Here is a 24,329-nt window from a genome sequence, read left to right on the forward strand (position 1 = left end):
TCAGCTTCTCCTGCGTTCTAACTCTGTGTTGTCAGCGCTTTGTCGAGGGAAAGTACCGCTTCATAAAGCACGGCAGCACCCAAGGTGATTTCGTTGTTTTCTGTCCATTCTTCTGATGTGTGACTACGCCCGCCTTTGCTTGGCACAAAGATCATTGCCGTTGGCGTGACTTTTGAAAGCCATGCTGCGTCATGGCCCGCACCGGATGCGAGACGCCGATGCGTTGCACCAACCTTCTCACAAGCCAGTTCGAGATGTGTCAGAACAGTCGCATCACTTGGAGCCGGATTGTTATCCGACACGCGATTAACACCAGAAATTGCCACACGATCAGCCTCGGCGCACTTGACACAAGCCTGATCAAGCCACGCGGCAAAGCTCAGCATATCATCGCGAAATTCTGCACGCGCATCGATCAGGAGGCGCACCAGTGACGGCACCACATTGGCAGCATTCGGCTGAATACGGAATTCACCGACGGTCGCCGTGAAGTGCCCCGGCGTTGCCGACAGTTCGAAAGCCTTTTTGTTAATCTCCAGTACCAGCTTTGAGGCCGCGACCAATGCATCCGACCGCTGTCCCATCGGTGTTGTACCTGCATGATCGGCGCGACCTTCAATGACAATCTCAAACCGGCTGATACCCGCAATTGCCGTGACGATACCGATATCTTTATGCTCGGTTTCAAGCACCGGCCCCTGCTCGATATGCAGTTCCAGAAAGGCAGCAAGATCAGGACGGCTCTGGCTTAGAACCCTTTCTGCATCGCCGCCGACTTCGCCAAATGCAGCATAGAGCGTGCGCCCGTCACTGATACGTTCCAGCCATGCCTTCGGCAATTGTCCGGTCATGCCGCGACTGCCAATACAGGAAACGCCAAACGGACTCACTTCTTCTGCGAGAAAATCAACGACTTCAAGATCGTGATCAAGCTCAACGCCGTGATTGCTCAATGCACGCGCCACTTCGAGCGCTGCAACAACCCCGGCAATGCCGTCAAAGCGTCCGCCTTCCGGCACGGTGTCAGAATGGGAACCGAGCATAATAACGCCCTTACCGGCTCCCTTGCCTTTACGCAGGCCGATCAGATTGCCTGCCGCATCGATGCGGGTTTCAAGACCAGCCGCCCGCATACGCTTTTCCAGATATGCACGACCTTCCAGATAAAGCGGTGAGAACACGCGCCTTGTCCACGGACGACCCGGCTCGGTAATTGCAGCCAACGCGTCGATGTCTTCCGCGATACGCATAGCCTGAACCGGCAGATTGGCGCTCATTATGCGTGTCCAGCAATGATATGACGCAGCGGTGGGCGAATGAACTGGCCTGAGCCTGCGGTTGCAATGACATTCTTACCATCGAAGACCTTTTGACCCCGCACATAGGTTGCCGCCACTTTGTACGGCAGCTCTATCCCGTCGAAAGGTGACCAGCCAGCAACATTATTTCCTGTCGAGGCCGCATCGTAGATATATGTTTCGGGTGTCAGGATCGTGATATCAGCATCGCGATCCGGCGTCAGTGCGCCCTTGATATGATCAAGGCGGAAATGCTTCGCTGGGTTCTCTGCCATCAGCTTTGCACCCCATGAAAGCGACACACCGCGCTCCATCGCACCTTTCACAAACAGCGGAATAAGCGTTTCCAGCCCCGGTAAACCAGATGCATTGGCAAGCATGTCCGGATTAGTTTTCCGGTCAAGTGACCAGCTCACATGATCCGTGGAGAGCAGCGTGACATTGCCATTGGCCAGTTCACGCCACAGCTTTTCCACTTCGGCACGTGGACGCAATGGCGGGTTACATTTAGAGCGCCCGCCAAGACGCTGTGCGTCATTTTCTTCATCCAGCATCAGATAGTGAATGAGGCACTCGACCGTCGCCTGATAACCCTGCGCGCGATAAGACGCGGCAATCTCGTAACCACGACCAAGCGAGCAATGCACCACATGCGCCGGACAACCGGTTGCAGCGCCAATTTCATAAATCTCGGTCATAGCAAGAAGTTCGGTCAGCGGTGGACGCGACAATCCGTGCGCACGATAATCGGTAATGCCTGCTTCTTTGACCTTTTTCATTGCCGACTGCACATATTCATCATTCTCATTATGCACACCAGCAGTCAGACCGGTTTTGGCCACTTCCGCAAAGCAATCAGCCAGAAGCGGCGGATTGATGCGCGGGAAGCGCTTTGGATCAGTGCCGAAAGTAGAGAATTTGAACGCTGCTACGCCCGCTTCCGCCTGTTCGGCAATGCGCTTGGCACCTTCGAGTGGATCAATCGTCCCATAAAGCGCGAAATCGACGAAAGCCTGCTTACCCGCATGCGCAATCTTGCGTTCCACCGCCGCTGCGGAGCAGATCAAGTCACCTTCATCATAAGGCATATCTACAATAGTGGTAACGCCGCCAGCCGCCGCCGTGCGCGTCGACCAGATGAAGTCTTCCTGGTTTTTCTGCGACAGCGAATGCACCTGCGCGTCGATTGCGCCCGGCATAATCAGCGCTTCACCCAACAGGTGACGCTCTTTGGCTTCCGGCGGTGTTCCGATGCCAAGCTGGATAATCTTGCCATCGCGCACCGCCACATAACCGCGCTTCACCACGCGATCAGCCAACACAACGGTTCCCTGTAAAACCAGATCGAAATCGGCCATATCAATCCTCCTCAAATGAAATGACCGCAGCAACAACCCTCGCGCGTGTCGCTTCGGGCGTGCCTTCGGGTGCAGTACCCAGTGCAAAGAAACCGTCGAAGCTGTTGATTGGTGCCCGGTTGATGATTTGTGCCACAATCGCGTCCGAGCAAATCAGTTCTTCGATGCATTCCACCTCAGCAGAAAGCGGTCGGTCCTTGCTATATAACGGTGAGCATTTGCGTACCTGCTCATAGATCAGACCTGCCACGCCTTTGGGTTCATCACCGACAATATCAATGGCTTGCGCGGCTAGCAGTGCTTCCAAAGCTGCCAGGCGTTTCAGCGCTTCGACCTGACGTTCAAAACGCTCTATCACCAACGGCAGAAAAGCGGCTTCGTCTTCCATCCCACCTGCCACAACCAATGACTGGGCGGATACGGGATGGCTGAGCGACAGAACCCGCGAGAAGATTTCACCGGCAAGCTTGATGATCGGGCCAAAGCCGGTTGCGATTCTACCCTCTGGTACAAGATTGAGTGGCAAACCCCGGCGATGACCGTTGCCAAACAGAACGCAGCGATTGAAAGCATTGCGCGCAGCATGAGCCATGCAAATGGAGACTGATTCAAGCAAAACCGTTACGTCGAGTGGCAGTGAACCGCCAGACGTTACAACACGACCATCAACCACCACCGGATTGTCGTCGGAGCGGCCCGTCGCCTGCAGAATCTTGTAACCCGCACCAAGCAGGCTCTCGATTATTGCGCCAAAAACTTGCGCAACCATGCGAAGGCTCAACGGGTCCTGCACGTGGGTTGATACCGGCCATTGCCATGAAGCTGCCGCGTCGCAGTACCATTTTCCGACCAGTGCTTCACGCGGCGTACCAACATGACAGGCTGCAAGCCAGGGGTCCGGCGATGCACCGAGCGCACCAGAAGCTGTGAGGCTTGTCGCCAACATAACCCGAATGACCGAAGCCGCATCACGAAGGGCACGGGCGGCGGCGGCAAAGCTTACCGCATTCGCCGAAAGCGAGGCTAATGCATCACGGGGTGCCATGCGATGAGCTTTAAGGCCGGCGGCGGCCAACGCCTCGTGCGCCGGCATACGCTCACCATGATAGATTGCCTCACCGACACCCGTCAGAACAGCCCCGATCTGCCCCATGAGGCCTATATCAGCACAGCCGATCGAGCCTGTACGGCGCACAACAGGGATAACATCTGCCCGCAACAAATCGAGATAGGCATCAACCAGTCCCGTTGTGCAACCGACCTGCCCCGTGAGGATTGTATTGATGCGAATGGCAATGGCCTTGCGCACGACTGACGGTGGGAAAGCAGCACCGGTACCAAAATGATGCGCGCGCACCAGCCCCATATTGAACTCATCAAGCTCTTCACTGGACCAGGCAACATCCTTCATCGCACCGACCCCGGTTGTAGTGCCATAAACGGGAACGCCATTGCGGATCGCCTCTTCCAGCACGGCGCGGGATGCTCTCACGCGCTCCATGCCCTCCGCAGAAGCTGCGACTTCCACTTCTCCATTCCCGATCTTCATCATATCGGCAAAGCCAATTGGCTGCCCGTTCAATACGATCTGCACTGTTTTCGATACCTTTAAAGACTAGGCTGTCAGGATGAGCTTATCTGACACAGAGAGCATAAGGGATATCCCATATTGCGAACGCGCGATGTGGGGATTTTAATTTAGTAAGAGCCGCGAATGCCGGGAGGGCTAAATTCAGGTTGCGACTTCATTCACAACACACTGCTAATCTCGCGGGATTGGCATTCGCTAAATATAAAGACCTGCATAAGTCTTGATGCAAGCAATATGAATCTATGCGATAGGCCATCGACAAGCTGAGGCCTATTGTTCAGCAGGCACATCGCGTGCCGTGCGGCTATAAAAAGTGAATCGGGGTATATTAATGGACATTGCCACCATCCTGATCATCAATTCACTGCTTGCAACTTGCTCCATTCGCGAAACAGCACGCCAGGAAGACCGCGCTCCATCCACAGTCAGCGCAGCACTGGAGCGAATGGAAAACGCACTTGCGGTACCGCTCATGCGGCGGGAGGGGGCAGTCCTCAGTCTCACTCTGGAAGCACAAAAGCGCCGCAGACTGTTTGACGAAACAGCCCAGCTTGGCCGCCAATTGCAATCAATCGGCGGCGTCACCAATAGTCGCGCAGCCATTTCTCTCACCGCTCTCACTCGCTTTTCTGTTGCAGCCCAAGCGGGCAGCATCCGTGCCGCAGCCAAAAGCCTCGGTATGGGGCAGCCACAGTTGACCCGTCAGCTGTCCGAACTGGAGCGTAACCTTAGCTGCTGTTTGTTTGAACGAACGCGGTCTGGCGTCAGCTGCACTGAGACCGGAGAGAAAATGCTCACTCTTGTTGAGGGAATTATAAGCAATTGGGAGGAATTGTCTCATGCATCCTCCGATCGCTTCCGGTACAATCTTGCGACATGCCGGGTCGGTTCCGTTATGCCACTTGGCCATGAAAGCAATATTGCCCAGATACTCGCCAATCTGACTGCCGGATGGGAAAAACTCTATCCGCGCCAACCTCTGTCAATCTCGGCCAACACAGCTGAAGAACTGATCTCCGGCCTTAAAAGCCGCCGCTATGATGCAATTCTCATAGACCATGACGACTTTTCCAAAGATTTTGATGGCCGCGTCGTATCCGATGCGCCGCTCGCACTGATTGGCGATCATCGGGTCATGGCAGAGCTCAATGGCGATATGGCTGCATTTTTACAGAAGCATCGTCTGGCACTCCCCAGCGCCAAGAGCGGTATCCGACAACACGCAATGCTTTATTTGGAAAGCATACTTGGCCAAGTAGGGTCGTCCAAACTGCGCTTAATAGAAATGGACTCAATTCCCGTGATCATCAATCTGGTCACTCGTCATGGCTACCTTTCGATATTGCCTGAACCCGTCGTTGCACGTCTCCCATTTCCGATTACGCAATATCCGCTTGGACAAGAACACCGGCAGATACTTTCATTTGTCTGGCGACGGAACACTTTCACACCAACGATGTTAAATGAGATGGTGTCACTGCTAACAGAGGACGATTAGTAGAATTTTATTTCTCGCGAGGACTGGTTTTCGACGCTTATAAAACGTTACCGGGATGGCAGCGCTTGCTGAGGCATCCTTCGTTCGGAATCTGGGATATATCCCTTTCCGGTGTTTTAAATTAGCCTGAAACTCAAACAGCGTCTGACTGTGAGGGAGAACATAACTATGAAGACATCGCTGAGGATGGTCGGCATATTGGCCGGCATGATAACTGCTGCCAGCTCTGCCCTGGCTGCCGACGTTGTTGTCGGCTCCAAAATCGACACGGAAGGCGGCGTGTTGGGAAATATTATTTCGCAGGTTCTTAAGGCCAACAACATTCCTGTTGTCGATAAGATCCAGCTTGGTGCAACGCCGATCGTGCGCGAAGCCATTACGCAAGGCCAGATTGATATCTATCCTGAATATACCGGCAATGCTGCTTTCTTCTTCAACAAGGGCGACTTGCCTGTATGGAACAAGGCCGTGGCAGGGTATGAAGAAGCCAAGAAGCTCGATTACGATGCCAACAAGATTGTCTGGCTGACGCCCGCCAATGCCAACAATACATGGGCAATTGCTGTGCGCCGCGATGTAGCAGAAAAGAACAATCTGAAGTCTCTGACTGATTTCGGCAAATATGTGAGCGATGGCGGTGAGGTAAAGCTTGCAGCATCGTCAGAATTTGTAAGCTCGGCAACAGCCTTGCCCGCTTTCCAGACGGCGTATAGTTTCACCCTCAAGCCTGACCAGCTGATCACGCTTTCTGGTGGTGACACGGCAGCGACAATCGCTGCTGCTGCACAGCAGACCTCGGGCGCCAATGCGGCCATGGTCTATGGCACCGATGGCGGCATCGGACCTGCGAATCTTGTGGTGCTGGAAGACGACAAGGGTGTGCAGCCGGTTTATCTGCCGACCCCAATTATTCGCGAAGCAGTGCTGAAGGAAAACCCACAAATTGCCGAACTGCTAAAGCCGGTATTTGAGTCCTTCACTCTCGAAAGCCTTCAGGAACTCAACGGTCGCGTTCAGGTCGGTGGCGAGCCTGCAGCTGATGTTGCTCGCGAGTACCTGACCTCTAAAGGTTTCATCAAGTAATCCCTTCCCCTGCCGGGCGTTCATCGCTCCGGCAGGGATTCATTTCCTGATGGTTTGCTTTAGAGAGAGCGCTTCACACAATCGTCGTTAAAGCCAGCAGAACTCCCGGCGAACAGGACTTACCATGCAAATAACCGCAGACCGTGCCGCCGCCTCTCCATCACGTTTTGCCTTCGACAGGCTGGGGCTGGTTATTGCGCTCATCATCATTCTAGCGATGTTCATCCAGCCTTTTGCCCTCGTGCGCCCCAATCGTGTTGCGGCAACTGCACCAATCTATATCTGGAACGCATTGCCTTTGTTGCAGGCGCTTGTTCTAATAGCGCTGGCGCTTGGCACAGCACTCATCATGGCGCTACGTTCGAAGTCAGGTGTCCGGCTTGGAATTCTGGTTATCACCCTCATCATGCTGGCCATCTCCATTGGCTGGAGCGCAACCTATCTTACGCCAGCTGGCAATAATTACGCACGTGTTTCGCCTGGCGGCAGCTTGTGGCTGATGGTCTTTGCTCTGGCACTTGCCATTGGTGACACGCTTGTGCGGCTACGCCTCAAGCCCCTGTCACGGTTGGTAGCACTTGGCATCTTCGTTCTGTTGCTCGGTGTGTTTCTCTATAGCGGTGTCTGGAACGATGTTTCTATTCTCAAGGAGTATGCTTCCCGCCGTAGCGCATTCAAAAGCGCACTAAGCACTCATGCTTTTCTGGCGATCGGCTCACTGATTGCCGCCTTCATCATTGCCACACCCATCGGCATCCTAATCCATCGCGTTAAGCGCATCCGTGATGCGGTTCTGTCTTTTTTCAATGTGATCCAAACTATCCCATCCATGGCGCTATTTGGTGTGCTGATCGCCCCGCTTGCGTGGGTTGGCGCGAACCTGCCCGGCGCAAGCGCTCTCGGTATTGCCGGTATCGGTCCGGCACCCGCATTCATCGCGCTTGTTGCCTATGCACTTCTTCCCATCGTTTCGGCAACCGTTACCGGTCTCGATAATGTGTCGCCTTCCGTTGTGGACGCGGCCCGTGGTGTGGGTATGACGCGCCGCCAACGCCTGTTCTCGGTGGAATTGCCACTGGCTTTCCCGGTGGTCCTTACCGGTGTCCGCGTGGTTTTGGTGCAGAATATCGGCCTTGCGGTGATTGCAGGCCTCGTCGGCGGCGGCGGTCTTGGCATGTTCGTCTTTCAGGGGATTGCCCAGACAGCCACCGATCTGGTGCTGCTCGGCGCATTACCAACCGTTGCAATGGCCTTCGTCGCTGCCATCTTGCTAGACGCGCTGATTGAAATCAGCCGCGGCCATCAGAATTAGGAGCCCGTGCTATGATCGAGATTTCAAACATCACACGTATCTATGGTGCACAGACGGCCGTCGACAACGTCTCATTGACTATTCAGGCAGGTGACGTGGCTGTCATCGTCGGCACATCCGGCTCCGGCAAGACAACGCTGATGCGCATGATCAACCGTCTTGTCGAACCGAGCCATGGCGTGATCAAGATCGACGGCAGAGACAATCGCGAACTGCCATCTCATATTCTGCGCCGCGGTATCGGCTATGCCATTCAGGGTCACGGACTGTTTCCACACCGCACAATCGCCCAAAATATTGCAACTGTCCCTACTCTGCTCGGATGGGACAAGGCCAAAATCTCTGCTCGTGTCGATGAATTATTGTCGCTGTTTCATCTCGACCCGGCGATCTATCGTGATCGTATGCCGCATGAACTTTCAGGTGGTCAACAGCAACGCATCGGCGTCGCACGCGCGCTGGCATCCAATCCAGCCATCCTTTTGATGGATGAGCCATTCGGCGCGCTTGACCCAATCATCCGGGATAAAGCGCAGGAAGATCTGCTGGCCATCCAGAAGCATTATGGCACCACGATTGTTCTCGTGACCCACGACATGGAAGAAGCTATCCGGCTTGGTTCGCGCATCGCAGTAATGGATAAGGGTAAGCTACTGCAATATGCGACGCCGGAAGAAATTATCACGCAGCCCGCAACAGAATTTGTCCATGCGCTGCTCGGCGGAGGCAGCGACCGCGTATTCCGCCTGTTGTCGCTTGAAACAGTCGATGGTCTCATTGAACCGGGCCAAGCTGATGGTGAAGCAATATCTAGCGAGACGTCGCTGCGCGAAGCACTTGGCGCCAGCCTGTGGTCAGGCCGCCCTGCACTTCCCGTCAGCCGCAACGGCCAGATTGTTGGCCGCATCACCCGTACGGCAATTGAAGACCATGCCCGGAGGGTCGCATGAAACTGGGCACAGTTCTGAAAGCCGGACTGCTGGGAATTCTATGTATTTTCATTCTGAGGCCGGAGTGGTTTCAGAGCTGGTTAGCACCGTTCACCCGTAACAATGCACCGGCGATCTACACGCAGAATTCGCTCTTGGCGCTGACTATCAACCATCTGGCACTGGTCGGTATCGCAACGCTGGCCGCGACTATCATTGCAGTAACACTTGGCATTTTGACCACCCGGCCAAGCGGACGCGAATTCCTGCCACTGTCGCGCGCCATCGCCAATATCGGCCAGACCTTTCCGCCTGTTGCCGTTCTGGCCATCGCAGTGCCAATCTTCGGCTTTGGTTCAGTTCCGGCTTTCATCGCTCTGCTGCTTTATGGCCTGCTACCTATTTTTGAGAACACGCTGACCGGCCTCACCGAGCTTGAACCATCTGTTGTCGATGCAGGCCGCGGCATGGGCATGACCGACCGGCAATTATTATTCAATGTAGAACTGCCGCTCGCCCTACCAGTGATTTTATCGGGCATACGCCTCGCAGCGATTATCTCACTCTCTACTGCGACCATTGGCTCGACTGTTGCGGCAAGCACGCTTGGCGAAGTCATCGTTGCAGGACTTCTATCCGGCAATACGGCATTCGTTCTGCAAGGTGGCTTCATCGTCGCAGCACTTGCGGTTCTGATCAATGCAGCCTTCGTTTATGCGGAGCAGAGGTTGAGAAACAGCGCTCCCCACTGAAAGCGACGCATCGTAGAGGGATGTGTTGATGGAGCCCTCACCATGGACGGTGTATTTCTGGTCCGCCCAAGTCTTATAGTTGTCGGCATCGATGGGAACACCGGCCACATTGATCCGCGTGCCGCCGAGAAACTCCTGATAGACATTAGTGATGCCATAGACCGAACTGTTGGCTATATGGCCATCTTCGCCCGTCCAGTCATTGCGGTAGCCGGCAGCAAGACCGAAGCGTGCCGTCAGGCTGTCGTCGTCCTGCATATGTACGCGGTTGCCCCAGATGTCGTGAAAGGCACCCACATCAACTGCGCCTGTGGCGTCGCGACTAATGATCATCAATGGCGACACGCTGGCCCACCTCGGCACTCTATGCATAACCGAAGGCCATCGCGCCATTGACCAGAGACGAATTCATGTCATCGGAAGACAGGTCTCCGTCGCACCGAGGCTCCAGGCACTGGTGTCGGTGTAACCGTCACCCAAGAACGAGCTGGAATTGCCATGTGCCGTACCATATCGCCCGGTGATACCGACAACCAGTTTCCCGTTGGCATCCTCGTAGAACGAGTACTTCCTTCGATTGAATCGACAAAACCACTCAGAGTTGAAATTCTAGGTGCGGCGATGGACAGCCGAGCATTCAACGAGATGCCGCGCTCAGCCATCATTTCCTGTGAATTACGCCGCTTCAGACTATAGCCAGAATGCTACTACCATCGTCATCATTGACGAATGAGTTTGCAATAAAGCTCTATTTCGACGCTTCCTTTTGCAAATCTGCCAAATTGCCAATGATAGCCGCCGCCTCATTTTGCAGAACATCTTTTGCACTTGTACGGGCTTTTTCGATGGCAATTTCAGCGCTCAAACTCCGCTCATTGGACTGTAGGCCATCATCCTGATCCGTGGCGACTTCATCTTTGTTCTCACCACGTGCCTTCAGGCGATTTGTTTCTGCCGAGATCTCATCACGACGCTTGGCTTCGTTAAGAGATATGATTGTCTTTTCGCGCTGTGCCTTTAGGGCTGCAATATCTTCCACAAACCGTTGGAATTCCGGTTCACTCTTTACTCGATTATCGTGCCGTTCCTGCAGCTGCGATATCGTAGCTGCCATATCGCCAAACGACTTGAACTTCGCAGCCTTCACCTCGCTCCAGGGCAGGGCATTATCGAAACTCGATTCACCGGTGGTCTTGATATTAAATGTTCCAGGCAGGCTGATATCGGGTGTTACACCGCGTAATTGCGTTGTGCCGCCATTCACACGGAAAAACTGGGCAACCGTCAACTTCAATTCGCCGAATTTCGGTTCTGGATTCTGTACCACCTCATCAAGATTGATAACGGTCTGCACTGTTCCTTTGCCGAAACTAGGCTCACCAATAATGACACCCCGCCCATAATCCTGAACCGCCGCAGCAAAAATCTCGGAAGCTGATGCCGATCCACGATTTATGAGAACTCCGAGCGGTCCATTCCAGATCGGAGCCGGAAGGTCATCATTCTCTACTTTCACTTCGCCTTTTGCATTGCGTTGCTGAACCACAGGACCCTTGCCGACAAATAAGCCAGTAAGGTCGATGGCTTCGGTCAACGAACCACCGCCATTGTTGCGAAGATCAATGAGAATACCATCGACTTTGTCCTGCTTCAGTTCCGTTACGAGTTTAGCGACATCACGGCTGGCGCTTCGATAATCCTTGTCACCTTTTCGGCGTGCTTCAATATCCTCGTAAAACGCAGGTAGTGTGATTACGCCTATCTTTCGCGTGGTCGTTCCATCTTTTACCGACAGCACTGTCTTTTGGGCCGCTTGTTTTTCGAGACTGATCTTGTCGCGAACCAGACGAACGACGTGATGTGCACCATCCGGTCCGGCATCCGCTGGCAAGATATCCAGACGCACAATCGACCCTTTGGCGCCGCGTATCAGTTGCACAACTTCATCAAGACGCAATCCAACGACTTCTTTTATCGGCCCGTCTTCGTCCTGACCGACACCAACAATACGATCCCCAACGGCAAGCTTGCCTGACGATTGAGCAGGACCACCAGCCACGAGTTCGCGGATAGTCGTGTAATCATCGCGTTCCTGCAAAACAGCGCCGATACCAACAAGGGACAGCTTCATAGCAATATCAAATTCTGCCGAAGCATTCGCACCAAAATAGTCGGTATGAGGATCGATGGACGTCGTATAAGCAGCCATAAAGATCTGAAAAACGTCGTCAGCTTTCGACTTATAAGTCCGCGCGAGAGTGTTCTCATAGCGCTTGCCCAGCGTCTCGCGAATTGTGGCATCGTCTTTGCCAGCCAATTTCAAACGTAGCCAATCGTTTTTGACGCGTTTGCGCCACAAGTCATTGCGCTCCGCATCCGACTGCGGCCAAACTGCTTTATCGCGAACAATCGGATAGTCTTCCTCGACACTGAAGTCGAACTTCTGATTGAGCAGACTGCGTGCATAAGTCATGCGGTCAACGACACGCTGCCCATAAATATTGAAAATGGCAAACGGGATGCTCAGGTCTTCCTGGTTGATGGCGTCATCGATTTCTTTGCTGCTGGTTTTGAAGCTATCAATATCCGACTGCAGGAAAATCAGCCGATCAGGATCAAGGGAATCGATATAGCGATTCATGATCTTGACGGACAGAGCATCGTCCAAGGGAACTGGCTTATAATGAAAGCGCGAAAGGAACTCTGCCGTCAAACGTGCTGCCTGAACCTGTTGCGGCAACGGCTTTAGTTCCGGCGGAGAACCTGCTTCAAAAGCGTTTGCGGGCGACGCAATAATTGCAAGGAAAAGGAAGAGAAAACCAAACTTCTTGCGTAACAACTTGCACCCCATTTTCTCGAAGCAGAACATTCAGACCACAATTTATGTGAAACAATTATGGTCTTTTAGCAACCATTCGTATTCTTATCGAGCACGGAGATCACGATCCGGGCCGAAACAGCACCAATCGTGTCGCCCGCATTTCTTTTCATCAGGATCCAATCACGAGCACCGCGCTCAAAAGAGTTCGACCCGGCATTGACGTAAGCTCGATCCTTCCCCCAACGCGCGCCATACGCGTAGACATGCTGCGCATGCCAATACTGATATTGGCCTGGTGCACGGCCTCGACATCGAAGCCAATGCCATTGTCTTCGACATGCAGTACGAGTGTGTCACGAGAACTCTGGACCAATGACAATGTCACTATTCTTGCGCGGCTGTGCTTTATGACATTGGTCAATGCTTCCTCAACAATTCGGGTCAGCGCCAAACATTGTAACGTGTTGGGAGGATTGAGCCACTGACCTGGAAACACCCATTCGGACTTTATGCCAAGTTCATCAAAAAGTGCCGTGAACCGGTGTCGTAAAGGAGCTATCCATTCCAATGGAGTGGCTGGAACCTTGATGCTGGGGCTGGAATTGCTGTCAATGGTCTGGCGTAGATCGTCGCGGATCAACTTAAGCATGGAGACGACCTGTGGCCGGTTGACGGGACCTTGGCCCTGCTCCACCGAAGCCATCATGTGCACGAGTGAACCGCCTATGCCATCGTGAAGGTCGTGTGCAATATCCAACCTGTCTCTAAGTCTCGTATTGCTCAGTGCCAGAGTATATTCACGCTCAAGGATAGTTGCGAGTTCAGCACGCGCCTTGGCCACATTGTCCGCCAGTTCAACATTGAACTGTTCTATTCGTCGGACATTATGCGCGTGACGCAATCCCAATATCCCTGATAAACAGAGAGTAATCGCTATATTCGCATAGGGCAGGATCGAAAATTCACCTGGAATGAATTTAAAAATCAGCAGAAAATCATGCAGGCTTGTCACGAATAAAACCAGCAGGCAAAGAGCGAGCATCAAATGTTCGCGCTGGCGCGTATGCAGAGCATAGAGAGGAAATTGCAGGCAATTCGCCAGAAACGCCACAGTTGCCAACAATAAGCTGAGTATCTGTACATAACCGATAACGTGAACCGGCGCGATAACGAGCGCGATAATCAGGCATGCTGTCGTGCTCCATAGAATACGCTCGTAGCGCTTAAATCGCCTTTCGCCAAAACGCAGTGTAAATAAGCAAAAACAGGCCACGCATAACAACAAGGCAATTGCGTTTACTTTGGCTGCCGTAAGAGTGTCCGGGAATGGCCAGGGTTTCGTGACAAGAATATTTGATATGAAAACTACCCAGAATAAGGACGAAAATGCATACCATCCGTATGCAGTCTGATCCCTGCGAACGATCCAGATGCAAAAGAATAAAATGCCGATAACGCCCGATACGATGATGTTTGCAACATATAGTGTGCGGTTACGCCACCACAGATTTTCATATTGCTCATAAATTTGTCTGGGCTCACCAAAGACGACGGGGCCAAGCCCTAAGGACTGTCCTTCTATGCCGACAACTCTGATCCAGAGTGTATTTATATCCTCATGCAGCCAAGAGTTCTGCAAAAGCCAATAGCGGGGCATGTTCCAACTGCGTGAAAGCGGCTCCGTTAATTGCTCATCACTCCAGAGATGGTGGTCGTTGACGTAAACTTCTCCAGCCATAACGACGGATCGCAAAAGCAGGGCCACAGGCTTTTTGCTGTCAGCAGTGCAACTTCGTTGCCAGTCGATACGATACCAGACTTCATTAGCCTTGTGAGAATGTCGCCAATTCCAATCATCTGGAAGAGTCACATGTTCCCATTGCGAAACCTCTGCCCTACCACCATCAGAAGTAGCCGCAGCCGCTTTGACATCGACTATGCGCACCGAACATGTTGATGACGTAGAATTCACTTGCGCCCACGCAGGTGTTGAAAAAATGCACAAACACAGAAATAGCAGCCACCTCACGCCAACAATCCGCGCTGTCTCGCGGTATGGATGGCTCGCGTCCGTGAGGAAACGGCAAGCTTGCGATAAATCCGTTTGATATGGCACTCCACCGTGTACCGTGACAGGCAGAGGCGCTCTGCAATATCCCTATTGCCAAGTCCTTCGGCCACCAGAAGTAATATCTGGCTCTCGCGCGCAGTCAGCACTTGCATGCCGTCATCGGCCATCCGTTCTGGCGATTGAGCAGGCAATTCCTCGATAATTCGTTTTGCGACAAATGGATCGATAGGTGCCCCACCGCGCAAAACACTTCTTATTGCGATGGCAACTTCCAGATCGTCACGTTCTTTAAGAACATAACCTACAGCGCCTGCCCGCAAGGCAGAAAGAATAACATCCTGCGTACACCATGCCGAAATGACCAGTATAGCCAATCCCGGATCTGAAGTATGAAGTTCAGAAATCAGATCAATTCCACTGCCATCAGGCAAACCGATATCGACCAAAGCCAGCGCAACTGGCTGATCCGCCATACAGGCGCGCGCCTCAGCCAGTGAAGCGGCAAAGATAATTGCTTCCAGTTGGTAGCCAAACTGAAGCAGCAGTATTTCGAGCCTGCGTCGTACCACCATATCATCTTCAACGAGAAGCACCGGTGCAGGCAACGCGATATCGGCTGCAAGCGCGCTCAGTGGCATCGGCATCTCCTTTCAGACCAATTACTGGTTTAGAAACTTCTATTACAACTAAACATCTTTATCTCAAGGAATTTGATAAATAATCTAATACAATTGTTGAGGTATCCTCTGGAGAACCCGGACGATACCTCAAGCCGTTAACTTTTGACGTGTTTTAGAATTTGTATGCTACGCCAAGTCGAATTTCGTTTGTCTTGAATTTGTTATGGACGGAATCGAAACCGAAATCGTCGTCACCGGCACTGAAGGACTTTTTGCCATAATCCGTATAACGGTATTCAAGTCGCAGGATTACATTATCGGTTGCGGCATAATCAACACCGGCACCGATCGTCCAACCCGTCAAAGTCTTGCTTTGCGAGGCGCTGATACTATCGATCCCATCGGTGAGGGAAACAGAATTCTTAACACTGCCGAACGCTACACCACCAGCGATATAAGGCAGGAAGCGGTCGACCGCGACACCCGCCCGAGCACGCACTGCGCCCGACCAACGAAGCTTGCTTTCAAATGTGGCCGTAAGAAAATCATCGCTTTCTGAAATGCTGTCTTTCTGATTGTTGAAAGTCAGATCTCCGTCGATACCCAGAACCACATTGTTTCCCGTGTCGAAATTATAGCCCGCATAAAGGCCACCGAGGAAACCATCAGGCTTCAGAGAAATGGACTCTTCGCCATCACCGAGCCTCGACTTGCCCCAACCATAACCGACTTGACCGCCGATATAACTGCCTGACCATGAAAAAACAGGAGCCGCAATCGCTGGCGTCGGTTCTTGTGAGAGAATAGCATCGGCGGCATTCGCAACGCCTGCACTCGAAAGTGCGATGCCAGATGCGATAAGAAGTGATCTCAGATTCATATTGTTTCTCCAATAATACCCGCAGGCTGGAGAACCAAGTAAAATTAGCAGGACCTGCTGCATATCCCTGAATTCAGGTATTTTGGGCGTCCTACCTTTATGTGCAGTCTATGGGATCTCATAAAATACCAAGTTTCAGTGATATCTAATTTTCATATTCCCGATCAAATCACCGCTGGGCAATGCATGAATTAAAGGTGGGGTTGAGCATGGGGCGTCATATTTGTGTTTCCGTGGCAACGCGAGACAGGCCAAAGATGTTAGCTAGTTTGCTGGCTTCATTAAGGGATATGACGCTCCCAGCAATGGATAAGGTTTCTTTCCTGATCGTCGAAAATAAGGACTATTGTTCGTTAGACGAGATCGTGGATCAATTCCGCTCCTCTGTCACAGATACCGAAATTGCCTATTTCAACCAAGGTAAACCTGGCATATGCGCTGTCAGAAACTTTGCTCTGAATTACACGGTCGACAAAGGTTATGACTTTCTGGTCTACGTTGATGATGACGAGCAAGTACACAAAGACTGGCTTATCAATTTGCTTGCCGAGCGCGACAGGCTTGATCTCGATATAGTCGGATCGCCAGTTCGTCCTATCCCTTTTGGGAAGGATTTGAGCCTTATGCAGAAGATCGTATGGTCTGGTATAAAACACAGCAGTATGAAATCGGAACGCAAATGCAAAACAAAAGCGCTGTCTGGTCAGGGCCATACTATAAAAATAGCAACGGGAAGCTGGATGGGGCGCTTAAGCTTTTTCCGGGAAACAGGCCTTCGCTTCGATCAAAGATTTGATCTCTCCGGTGGAGAAGACTGGAACCTGTGGGCGACAGCCAAGAGCCTGGGTGCCGAAACCGGCTGGGCGCACGATGCTATTGTGTACGAAACCGTTCCTGCGTCACGCCTCACCCTTGCGTATCACTTCCGACGCAATCGCGATCATAACATCACCGAATTCTCAGCACGTTACAGAGAAAACCCCGTGAAGACCGTCAGAGGACTACCCATCAAATTAACTGGCAGGACATTGAAATTCTTCGGCGCAGTTTGTGCTATCCCATTTCTTGGGAGCCGGGGACTTGTTTCGTCGGCCGCAGCTCTGGGCGGCCTCATAGGGCAAATACAAGGGTGCTGTGGCGTGAATTCCGAACATTATCAAACAACGACAGGATTTTAGCCAAGCCTCAAGCCTATCTCCCTTGTATCAGGCCGCGACAACTTATTTTCATGATCGGTGATACCTTGACCGTTACCAGTCGTTGCACTGAACCCCAAGATTAGACCGCCAGAAATCAGGATTTTCCAGCCCTTATGCCAGTGGCGTTCCGGTTACGCCACCGGGATTGTGCAAGCCAATCGGGACGATATATCCGATTGTCAAATAAGGATGATCCTCATTGTAGTCTCTGCGCAAACTCTCCAATTTTTCGCGCACCTCTTCCTGCGTTAAGAATTAATGTGCATTCAAACACCCTGCACCAAGCTTGCTATTGAAGGCTTCACTAAACCCGTCGCCGTGGGCCCTCCTGGTCTGGAAAAGCCCAGAGTGATCTTATTGGCGGTCCTCACACGGCTTGGCCTTGATACGACGTTTCGGACGTCTATGCCTGAACTAAAGTCCTAACTCTTTGTAAAGTCTACGTGTCCGCTTTATGTTGATTGACTGGACTTCTCTCAGCAGAATGTAGGCAGTTGTTTCCCGCACACCTTGATCGCAATCTTTTTGCCAATTTAAAAACGCATCCGCACGGAGCCGACAGCAATACCCTAAGCTTGGGAAGGACCTGCCGCCGCGCGGACTTCACCAATGACGAAAAGCCGCTCCCAAGTGCTTTGACCTGAGTGTTGATTGACATAAGTCTCTGATTTGAGGTCCAGCGCAGATCGTTTATACCGCTTGATATCCAGAGAATGATGCTCATGTATCTGACGATCCATGAACATTCTGAAACGAATGCAACACCAAATAACAAAGCCTGCCATCCGAACTGCCAGATGACAGGCTTTTATAGCTATGAGCAGTACGTTAAACTACCACTTCATTTTGAAGCCGACAGTACCTTTGACAATATAGCTGTCTGCAAAATGGTTGAGCGACGTGCTGACCGAGCCTTCGCCATAAACAGCATAGGCATTGTCGCTCCATGCATAGGTACCACCGGCACCAAGGCCTGCCCATGTTCTGTCTTCATCATTGGCAAGCTTCACATCTGCAACATTGATTTTGCTATTGCCGGAGAGCTCCTGATAGAGATTAGCAATACCATAAACCTGAGTATTTACAGCGCGTCCGTCATCACCCTTCCAGCCATTGCGATAATTGGCAGCAAGACCGAGACGCGCTGTCAGGCTGTCGCCGTCGTTCTTGTCAACTTGCGTGCCATAGCTGTCCCTGAAGCTGTCGAAATCGAGCGACGACCACATCAGTTGTGCCTGCGGTGTCAGCGACCAGTTGTTATTCACGGCAAAAGTCTGTCCGGATTCAATGCTGAGCGCATAGCCGAAGGCATTATGTCCGTTTGTGAAGCTGTTCACATCATCGATCTTCAGATCACTATCATACCAGTTGGCCTGTGCCTGACCGTCAACGTAGAAACCATTGCTGCCATACCATGTGAGCGTGCCGCCCAGACCCCAGCTCTGTGTTTTGATTGTGCCGTCACCGGCAAAAGCTGTGACATTATTCTGTGCATTGCCATATTGACCGGTAATACCGCCGATCAGCCTGCCCTTGTCACTTTCATAGAACTGACCATCAACACCGCTTTGCATAACATATGTATTAATGTCCTGTTGCAGACGACCTGATGAGCTGTTGTTTTTGAGGGAGCTGTGCGCACCTTCGATACGACCCCAGATAGCGCGGTTTGCACCACCGTTTTCGCCGCCGGCAGCGACAGGTGTGCCATCCTGATAACGCTCACCGACGCGCTGCTGTAAAGTCGGCAGCTTGTTCAGCGATTGTAGGGTGGTCATATAACTCTGATAAACCGGAACGGCTGCACTATAGCGCGGAGTGGTTTCATTACTGCCGCCATTATTATTACCGTTGCCGTTACCATTACCATTGCCGCTATCGACAGGGGCGGTCTTATAAACCTCACTGACCAGATACCAGTCTCCATCAGCCGGGTCGCTTTTGGCATTCTTAAGTAGCTCATAGGCATAGGCACCACCGATGACGACCTTTTTGCCGTCTTTGGTCGTGTAATCGCTGACGAGAGCGAAAGTACCGTCAGACTGACCGCCGACTTCAATAATCTTGATGCCTTTGTCTGTCTGCGCACCAAGACCGTCGCGGTTGATAAGTTTTACATCCGTATCGCCGGAACTGTTGCCGGTAATGACCAGCTTGTCGGTCGCAGATGTATCGTCGCCAAGCACAGTCTCGATTTCAAGCAACCCACCATTGCCGGTGTAGTCGCCGTCAATTGTCAGCGTACCGAGGGATGCATTGCCCGCTGCAATCACACCGCCTTTGGACAAAACAGTATCACCGATTGTGCCGATACCCTGCAAGCGTCCGCCGGAAACATCCATTGTGCCTCCGAGCTTGTGATCTACGGCCAGAATACCGGATTGCACGAGAGTTTGACCAGTGAAAGCTGTCTGATCAGTTGTCAACGTGGTTTTGCCGGAGCCGATGTGGCTGAGTGTGCCATTACCTTCCAGCACCGTGCTGAAGGCATAATCGCTGTCAGTATGATTGAAGTTGAGTGCGCCATTGCCCGCACCGAACTTGATGGTGCCAGCTTCAATCGTGCCTGCGCCTGTTGCTGCCTGTCCTGTTTCACCACCAATATTGATAATACCGGCACTGCCAGCGGTTGTGGCGACGTTGATTATGCCTGCACCGGATGCAGCATTCACCTTGCCTTGATTGGCGACTGTGAGTGTCCCGTTCTTAACGCCGGCACCATTGCCGCCACCAACAATAAACGAATTGGCTGTCGTTTGTGTCGTATTGAGTGCTGAGCCCGCTCCGGAAACCAGAATGGTACCGATTGCATCATTGGTGACAGCGCGATCATACGATCCGACACGCATCCCACCTGCTGTTACCACGCCGCCGTTCAGAATGCTCAGTGAACCACGCGTCAACAGAAACGGGTTGGTAACGGTCATGACCGATCCTGCATCCGAAACCAGAATGTCGGCTGATCCGCCCAAATCTTGTAGGCCACTGGCCGCAGCGTTTAGGGATGCATATACACCGACCTGCATGGCACTCGCGGATAAGGAACCGCCACCTGTTACATTAATCGTAGCGTGCCCACGCGATATCCGAAGTGCATTTGTTTCGTAAGCGGAATTTGCACCTGTGACATTGACGGTGCCCTTGGTACCGGCTGTAATAACCATAGTTGTGCCGAGAGTGGAAACGAATTTCCCACCATTCTCGACATTCAAGGTTGCTTCGTCGGCACTTTCAATCAAGGCACCGCCTTTTTCTGTGACGACGGTTCCGGCTCCCGTAACAGTGATGGTTCTACCACCATCAAATAATGCAGTGCTCAGTGCACCCGTACCAGAGCCCTTTGACGTATCATAGGTGAACTGGGCTCCGTCTTTGAAAATGAGGTCGCCGTCTGTTGTTTTCAGAGACCAGAAAACTGCACTCGGGCCGCCCGTTATGTTGAGCGTTCCGCCACCATTCTTGACAATAGCACCACTAAAGCCATTCACACCCTGCGTGCGGATGGAGCCATCAATTGTGAGCTCCGAACCGGTTGCGACATTGAGCGCCAGATTGCCGACTGATGAGGTGAGCGTATTGCCTGCCGTTTCAATACGCAGATTGGTTGTCACTTGCGGCAGAGAACCCGGCGCGATCGTGAAACTGCCAACCATCGTGATGGTTGAATTTGTATCCCCGCTGGCATTGGCCTGATTGATAGCTGCCACCAGTTCAGTCTCATTTGATGCAGTAAAGTTAGCTGCATTTGCAGCACCGGTCAGACTGAGTGCAATTGCAGTCCCTGCCAATGCCAGAGTTCGGTGAGAGACGCTTGATCGGAAATTTCCAGACCGCGTATGAACTAATAACTGAGTCAGATTCATGTACATAAAATCTCCCGCCCGCACCTCGTTGAGGAACAGGTTGCATTCATCAGAACAAGCTTCACAACTGACATAACCAGCAGCGCAAGACTCTGCCGAATTGCCCCCTTGGAATCACGGCAAGTATTATTAATCAAAAGAATAATTATCAAGTAAAATCAAATGTTCACTGCGATATTTTAATAGAATGTCGTACTTTTCTTATAATTACGATTAGCTAATATAAAGAGAAAGTTAAAATATGGCTGATTAAAACGGCAACGTGATTGACAGGTTTGTTGAAGGAAGCCAAAATAACTTGTCAGCCAAGTATTTAATAATAATACAATATAAGGAAACTTGAATAAATCTTATCCGTGCACTTGCAATCTATTCCAACCAATACGGGTAAGATTATCAATAAGGATCAGGCGCCGCAGGCTAAATGTCCGGCAAACGAGGGCTCGACGGGCTTCAGTATTGAGCGCGTGAAATTTGCTCCAGCTTTTCAGTGTCAATCACACGGGGTCTGCTTCCGTTACGGCTGAAGCGACATGCTGTAATTGAACACAGCACTGCGGTTTCCGCAGTGAAAATCCAACCGCGTAAATGTCAGCAGACCATGGTTATCGTCGTGTGCGGCAGTCAGTTACTGTGCACCAGGCAGCCCGTTTGAATAGGCCTCCATTTCAGTTGCAAAAACCCATCCCTGTGGACAGCCGCGATAGTCATTCTGACTGTCAGGCTGGCAATTAGCCATCGTCTTTTGATAGTTTTCTGGAATTGACCGAGGCTTCTTGCACAGCTCTTCGCCTTTGCATTCCGGGCCGTGATCCATTGGGAGCGCCATGACATAATATTCTTTATCTGTCACGTTCACCTGAGCGGCCGCTTTGATACAAACCAATTGCTCAGGCGCCAACGGCCCATTTGTTTTGCCTTCTGTCCCAGTTGTTGCGACATCTTTCCTCAGAGAAACCGCCTTATCGCTTATCCGCCCAAAATAAGCAGCATTCGCGCAGTCACCATAGATCCGTACGTTGTAATAATCGCCACTTTCAACGTTACCGGCGGTACAATCATTATTGCCATTCGCGTCGCAGCTGATACCAGCAGAGCGCTGAAGTTCGGCGCGTTGCTCGGCAGAAAGATCTCCCGAATTCGATGACGCGGCCAGAGCTTGAGAAAACAACAGAGGCGTCAGGCTTAAACCAAACGCAATTCTGCAAGACCATTTTCTGACGTTTATCATTCTCGAGCTCCGTAGATATCATTAGCATCAGCAACATGTGGTTGAATTGTTATCGCCACCACATGATGCCCCTTGAGAAAAGAATTCCAGCGAACCGAAGTGCTATTTCAGGCAGGCAGAAGATGTACGATATACAATTCAGCATTTTTGACACGAGTGTTTGTTAGCGGCGATATGCTTGCTCGTCAATTCGGCTTCGAAAACGAGAGCATAGCCATATTCGACATCAAGCTGGCATTCAGAGATGAGTACAATCAAACAATTGGCCGCTTTTCTAGATCCGATAGCGATTGACCATCTCCACGATGCGCTTTCCAGCTTCAACGGTGGCCGAATGATCCTGTGAGAAGTTCAGGCGAACGCTACTGGTGTGGGGCCCGAATTCGGTTCCGGGCGTGACGATGACACTGGCCTGATGCCGAAGCAGTCTGACGAAATCCTGAAGGTCGACCGAGAGCGTTGGTAACGTCGGAAACAAATAGCTTCCAGCTTGCGGTGTGCGTGCCTTAAGGCCACCACTACGGAACACCTTGAGCAGGTCGTCTCTGATCGCCTGATGCAGCCGGACGCGCTCATCCATCCATCCCTCCGGCTCATTGAACCAGGTCCTGAATACCGCTTGGTTGTAGCCTGCCGCGCGCAGAGAAACGATGGCTTGCAGTTTCTCCATTCTACCGATGATTGTTGGAGAGCCAAATGCTACTCCAAGACGATAGCCGCTGAGCGATTCCGTTTTCGACGGCCCCATAATGGTCAGCACTTTTTCTGCCTGCAAACCGCGAGCCCGGATATGAGTGTAGGATTCGCCTTCATAACGCAGCCGGGAATAAAGCTGATCAGCAATGATCGTAACGTCAAACTCCTTGGCTAGTTCGACGATCTGGTCGATCTCAGATTCGGAATAGACTGCTCCAGTCGGATTGTTCGGGTTGGAGAATAGGAAAGTCTTGGCCCCCGCCTCGAATGCGGCCCGCAGCTGAGAAAGATCCAGACCTGCCTCGACAGTTGAATTCATATAATTCATCGTCACCGGCATCACCTGACCATCGAAAAACTGGACAAGCTTGCGATTGGCAAAGTAGTCCGGCTGCACAATCGCCACTTTGTCGCCGTCAGTGACTGTTGAGGCGACGGCCAGAAACAACGCACCTTGCGTCCCCGGAGTGAGGATAAGGCCCTCGTCAGCAGAAACCGGCGCACCGGTGAAAGCTGCAAGCCGCCCAGCCAGTTCGACCCGGATTTCAGACGAACCGCGATACTCCGTATAGGCTTGACGACCACCGGCCTGAACCGCCTCCGAAAACCGCTCGAACGAGCCTGGCGTCAGAGCGAAGGCATCGACGTCGCCGTGCGAGAAATCGACCAGACGACCGGACATTTTATCACCGCGCATCAGGTCGTTGATATTACCTACGCTTTGCCTGACTTCCTGCCCTGGTGCATTGTCGGTGGCGAGGGTGGCGAATTTTTCAATGACCGAAACCATTTTGACCTCATGAATAAAGATTTATCGCAAAAACGACAATGTGTGGTCTGTGTGAACGCTTGTTTGAAAACTACGGGTTCAATGTTGCCGCCTGAGACAACCACGATAACGTTCTTGCCGCAATCGGATAGCAATCAGGACCTCGCGAGCAGAGACAATCAGCACCTTCGACAGGCCGTATCGGTTTATCGCGTATAGCAGTTCGGCAGGTGTAGGCACCAGAAGCGCGTGGGATACCGAACCGCTCAGGGCGAGTTTGACCCCTCGGTTTCCTGTGACCAATGAACGCCGCGTATCATCGAGTACCGCGGTTCGACGGTCCGGATTTCAGCAAGAG

General features: G+C 52.1%; 17 protein-coding genes. 6 read left to right on the plus strand and 11 right to left on the minus strand.

Translation table 11 applies throughout. The annotated features are described in order from the left end of the window. Positions 1 to 17 precede the first annotated feature (17 nt). The 3 genes from C9380_RS20740 to C9380_RS20750 are packed head-to-tail and all read right to left on the minus strand — an operon-like array spanning position 18 to position 4,208. Positions 18 to 1,277, minus strand: a complete 1,260-nt coding sequence (locus C9380_RS20740) for a Zn-dependent hydrolase (RefSeq protein ID WP_128094523.1) — start codon at positions 1,275 to 1,277, stop codon at positions 18 to 20. Further along, positions 1,277 to 2,656 (minus strand): hydantoin-5-propionate amidohydrolase, encoded by a 1,380-nt coding sequence (ertD, locus tag C9380_RS20745; RefSeq protein ID WP_128094524.1) that lies wholly within the window; start codon positions 2,654 to 2,656, stop codon positions 1,277 to 1,279. Before ertD ends, C9380_RS20740 begins: the two co-directional genes overlap by 1 nt. Before the next feature lies 1 nt (position 2,657). After that, positions 2,658 to 4,208 (minus strand): aromatic amino acid lyase, encoded by a 1,551-nt coding sequence (locus C9380_RS20750; protein ID WP_128094826.1) that lies wholly within the window; start codon positions 4,206 to 4,208, stop codon positions 2,658 to 2,660. Positions 4,209 to 4,578: 370 nt separating this feature from the next. Between C9380_RS20750 and C9380_RS20755 the strand changes: the two genes are divergently transcribed. The 5 genes from C9380_RS20755 to C9380_RS20775 all read left to right on the plus strand — a co-directional run bounded on the left by C9380_RS20755 (position 4,579) and on the right by C9380_RS20775 (position 9,821). Beyond that, complete coding sequence (locus C9380_RS20755; protein ID WP_105707101.1) at positions 4,579 to 5,745, plus strand: LysR family transcriptional regulator; 1,167 nt, start codon at positions 4,579 to 4,581, stop codon at positions 5,743 to 5,745. A 168-nt stretch (positions 5,746 to 5,913) separates the two neighbouring features. Further along, entirely contained in the window at positions 5,914 to 6,828 is a 915-nt protein-coding gene (gene osmF, locus C9380_RS20760) for a glycine betaine ABC transporter substrate-binding protein OsmF (protein ID WP_105707102.1), read from the plus strand. A 124-nt stretch (positions 6,829 to 6,952) separates the two neighbouring features. Further along, on the plus strand, positions 6,953 to 8,140 hold the full coding sequence (locus C9380_RS20765) for an ABC transporter permease (protein WP_105535190.1): 1,188 nt from the start codon (positions 6,953 to 6,955) through the stop codon (positions 8,138 to 8,140). An 11-nt stretch (positions 8,141 to 8,151) separates the two neighbouring features. Beyond that, a complete protein-coding gene (locus C9380_RS20770; RefSeq protein ID WP_128094525.1) occupies positions 8,152 to 9,090 on the plus strand; it encodes an ABC transporter ATP-binding protein in 939 nt (312 codons plus the stop codon). After that, positions 9,087 to 9,821, plus strand: coding sequence for an ABC transporter permease (locus tag C9380_RS20775; protein WP_100557771.1), 735 nt, complete (start codon positions 9,087 to 9,089; stop codon positions 9,819 to 9,821). The genes C9380_RS20770 and C9380_RS20775 overlap by 4 nt, the downstream gene beginning before the upstream one ends. On the opposite strand, the gene C9380_RS20780 is transcribed toward C9380_RS20775, so the two are convergent. From C9380_RS20780 to C9380_RS20800, 5 genes are all read right to left on the minus strand, one after another. Then, positions 9,702 to 10,166, minus strand: coding sequence for an autotransporter outer membrane beta-barrel domain-containing protein (locus tag C9380_RS20780; protein ID WP_252869826.1), 465 nt, complete (start codon positions 10,164 to 10,166; stop codon positions 9,702 to 9,704). The two genes, C9380_RS20775 and C9380_RS20780, sit on opposite strands and share 120 nt — an antisense overlap. A gap of 403 nt (positions 10,167 to 10,569) precedes the next feature. After that, positions 10,570 to 12,672 (minus strand): carboxy terminal-processing peptidase, encoded by a 2,103-nt coding sequence (locus tag C9380_RS20785; protein WP_128094526.1) that lies wholly within the window; start codon positions 12,670 to 12,672, stop codon positions 10,570 to 10,572. A gap of 139 nt (positions 12,673 to 12,811) precedes the next feature. Continuing rightward, positions 12,812 to 14,587 (minus strand): sensor histidine kinase, encoded by a 1,776-nt coding sequence (locus C9380_RS20790; RefSeq protein WP_247877635.1) that lies wholly within the window; start codon positions 14,585 to 14,587, stop codon positions 12,812 to 12,814. An 80-nt stretch (positions 14,588 to 14,667) separates the two neighbouring features. Beyond that, on the minus strand, positions 14,668 to 15,351 hold the full coding sequence (locus C9380_RS20795; protein WP_128094528.1) for a response regulator transcription factor: 684 nt from the start codon (positions 15,349 to 15,351) through the stop codon (positions 14,668 to 14,670). 154 nt (positions 15,352 to 15,505) lie between these two features. After that, positions 15,506 to 16,213, minus strand: a complete 708-nt coding sequence (locus C9380_RS20800) for an outer membrane protein (RefSeq protein ID WP_128094529.1) — start codon at positions 16,211 to 16,213, stop codon at positions 15,506 to 15,508. A gap of 209 nt (positions 16,214 to 16,422) precedes the next feature. On the opposite strand from C9380_RS20800, the gene C9380_RS20805 reads away from it, so the two are divergent. Beyond that, positions 16,423 to 17,391, plus strand: coding sequence for a glycosyltransferase family 2 protein (locus C9380_RS20805; RefSeq protein ID WP_128094530.1), 969 nt, complete (start codon positions 16,423 to 16,425; stop codon positions 17,389 to 17,391). A gap of 854 nt (positions 17,392 to 18,245) precedes the next feature. Here C9380_RS20805 and C9380_RS20810 read toward each other — a convergent pair. The 3 genes from C9380_RS20810 to C9380_RS20820 form a co-directional block, all read right to left on the minus strand. Then, positions 18,246 to 21,200 (minus strand): autotransporter family protein, encoded by a 2,955-nt coding sequence (locus C9380_RS20810; protein WP_164844697.1) that lies wholly within the window; start codon positions 21,198 to 21,200, stop codon positions 18,246 to 18,248. 703 nt (positions 21,201 to 21,903) lie between these two features. Next, positions 21,904 to 22,506, minus strand: coding sequence for a hypothetical protein (locus tag C9380_RS20815; RefSeq protein ID WP_128094532.1), 603 nt, complete (start codon positions 22,504 to 22,506; stop codon positions 21,904 to 21,906). A gap of 274 nt (positions 22,507 to 22,780) precedes the next feature. Beyond that, entirely contained in the window at positions 22,781 to 23,992 is a 1,212-nt protein-coding gene (locus C9380_RS20820; protein WP_128094533.1) for a pyridoxal phosphate-dependent aminotransferase, read from the minus strand. Positions 23,993 to 24,329: the final 337 nt, after the last annotated feature.

This window comes from Brucella pituitosa (assembly GCF_003049685.1).
In the GTDB taxonomy this organism is placed as follows: Bacteria; Pseudomonadota; Alphaproteobacteria; order Rhizobiales; family Rhizobiaceae; genus Brucella; species Brucella pituitosa.

Coding starts and splice junctions, on each gene's coding strand:
- ertD (WP_128094524.1), bottom strand. CDS start 2,656: ATGGCCGATTTCGATCTGGTTTTACAGGGAACCGTTGTGTTGGCTGAT.
- C9380_RS20775 (WP_100557771.1), top strand. CDS start 9,087: ATGAAACTGGGCACAGTTCTGAAAGCCGGACTGCTGGGAATTCTATGT.
- osmF (WP_105707102.1), top strand. CDS start 5,914: ATGAAGACATCGCTGAGGATGGTCGGCATATTGGCCGGCATGATAACT.
- C9380_RS20770 (WP_128094525.1), top strand. CDS start 8,152: ATGATCGAGATTTCAAACATCACACGTATCTATGGTGCACAGACGGCC.
- C9380_RS20820 (WP_128094533.1), bottom strand. CDS start 23,992: ATGGTTTCGGTCATTGAAAAATTCGCCACCCTCGCCACCGACAATGCA.
- C9380_RS20815 (WP_128094532.1), bottom strand. CDS start 22,506: ATGATAAACGTCAGAAAATGGTCTTGCAGAATTGCGTTTGGTTTAAGC.
- C9380_RS20755 (WP_105707101.1), top strand. CDS start 4,579: ATGGACATTGCCACCATCCTGATCATCAATTCACTGCTTGCAACTTGC.
- C9380_RS20765 (WP_105535190.1), top strand. CDS start 6,953: ATGCAAATAACCGCAGACCGTGCCGCCGCCTCTCCATCACGTTTTGCC.
- C9380_RS20750 (WP_128094826.1), bottom strand. CDS start 4,208: ATGATGAAGATCGGGAATGGAGAAGTGGAAGTCGCAGCTTCTGCGGAG.
- C9380_RS20785 (WP_128094526.1), bottom strand. CDS start 12,672: ATGGGGTGCAAGTTGTTACGCAAGAAGTTTGGTTTTCTCTTCCTTTTC.
- C9380_RS20740 (WP_128094523.1), bottom strand. CDS start 1,277: ATGAGCGCCAATCTGCCGGTTCAGGCTATGCGTATCGCGGAAGACATC.
- C9380_RS20805 (WP_128094530.1), top strand. CDS start 16,423: ATGGGGCGTCATATTTGTGTTTCCGTGGCAACGCGAGACAGGCCAAAG.
- C9380_RS20795 (WP_128094528.1), bottom strand. CDS start 15,351: ATGCCACTGAGCGCGCTTGCAGCCGATATCGCGTTGCCTGCACCGGTG.
- C9380_RS20800 (WP_128094529.1), bottom strand. CDS start 16,213: ATGAATCTGAGATCACTTCTTATCGCATCTGGCATCGCACTTTCGAGT.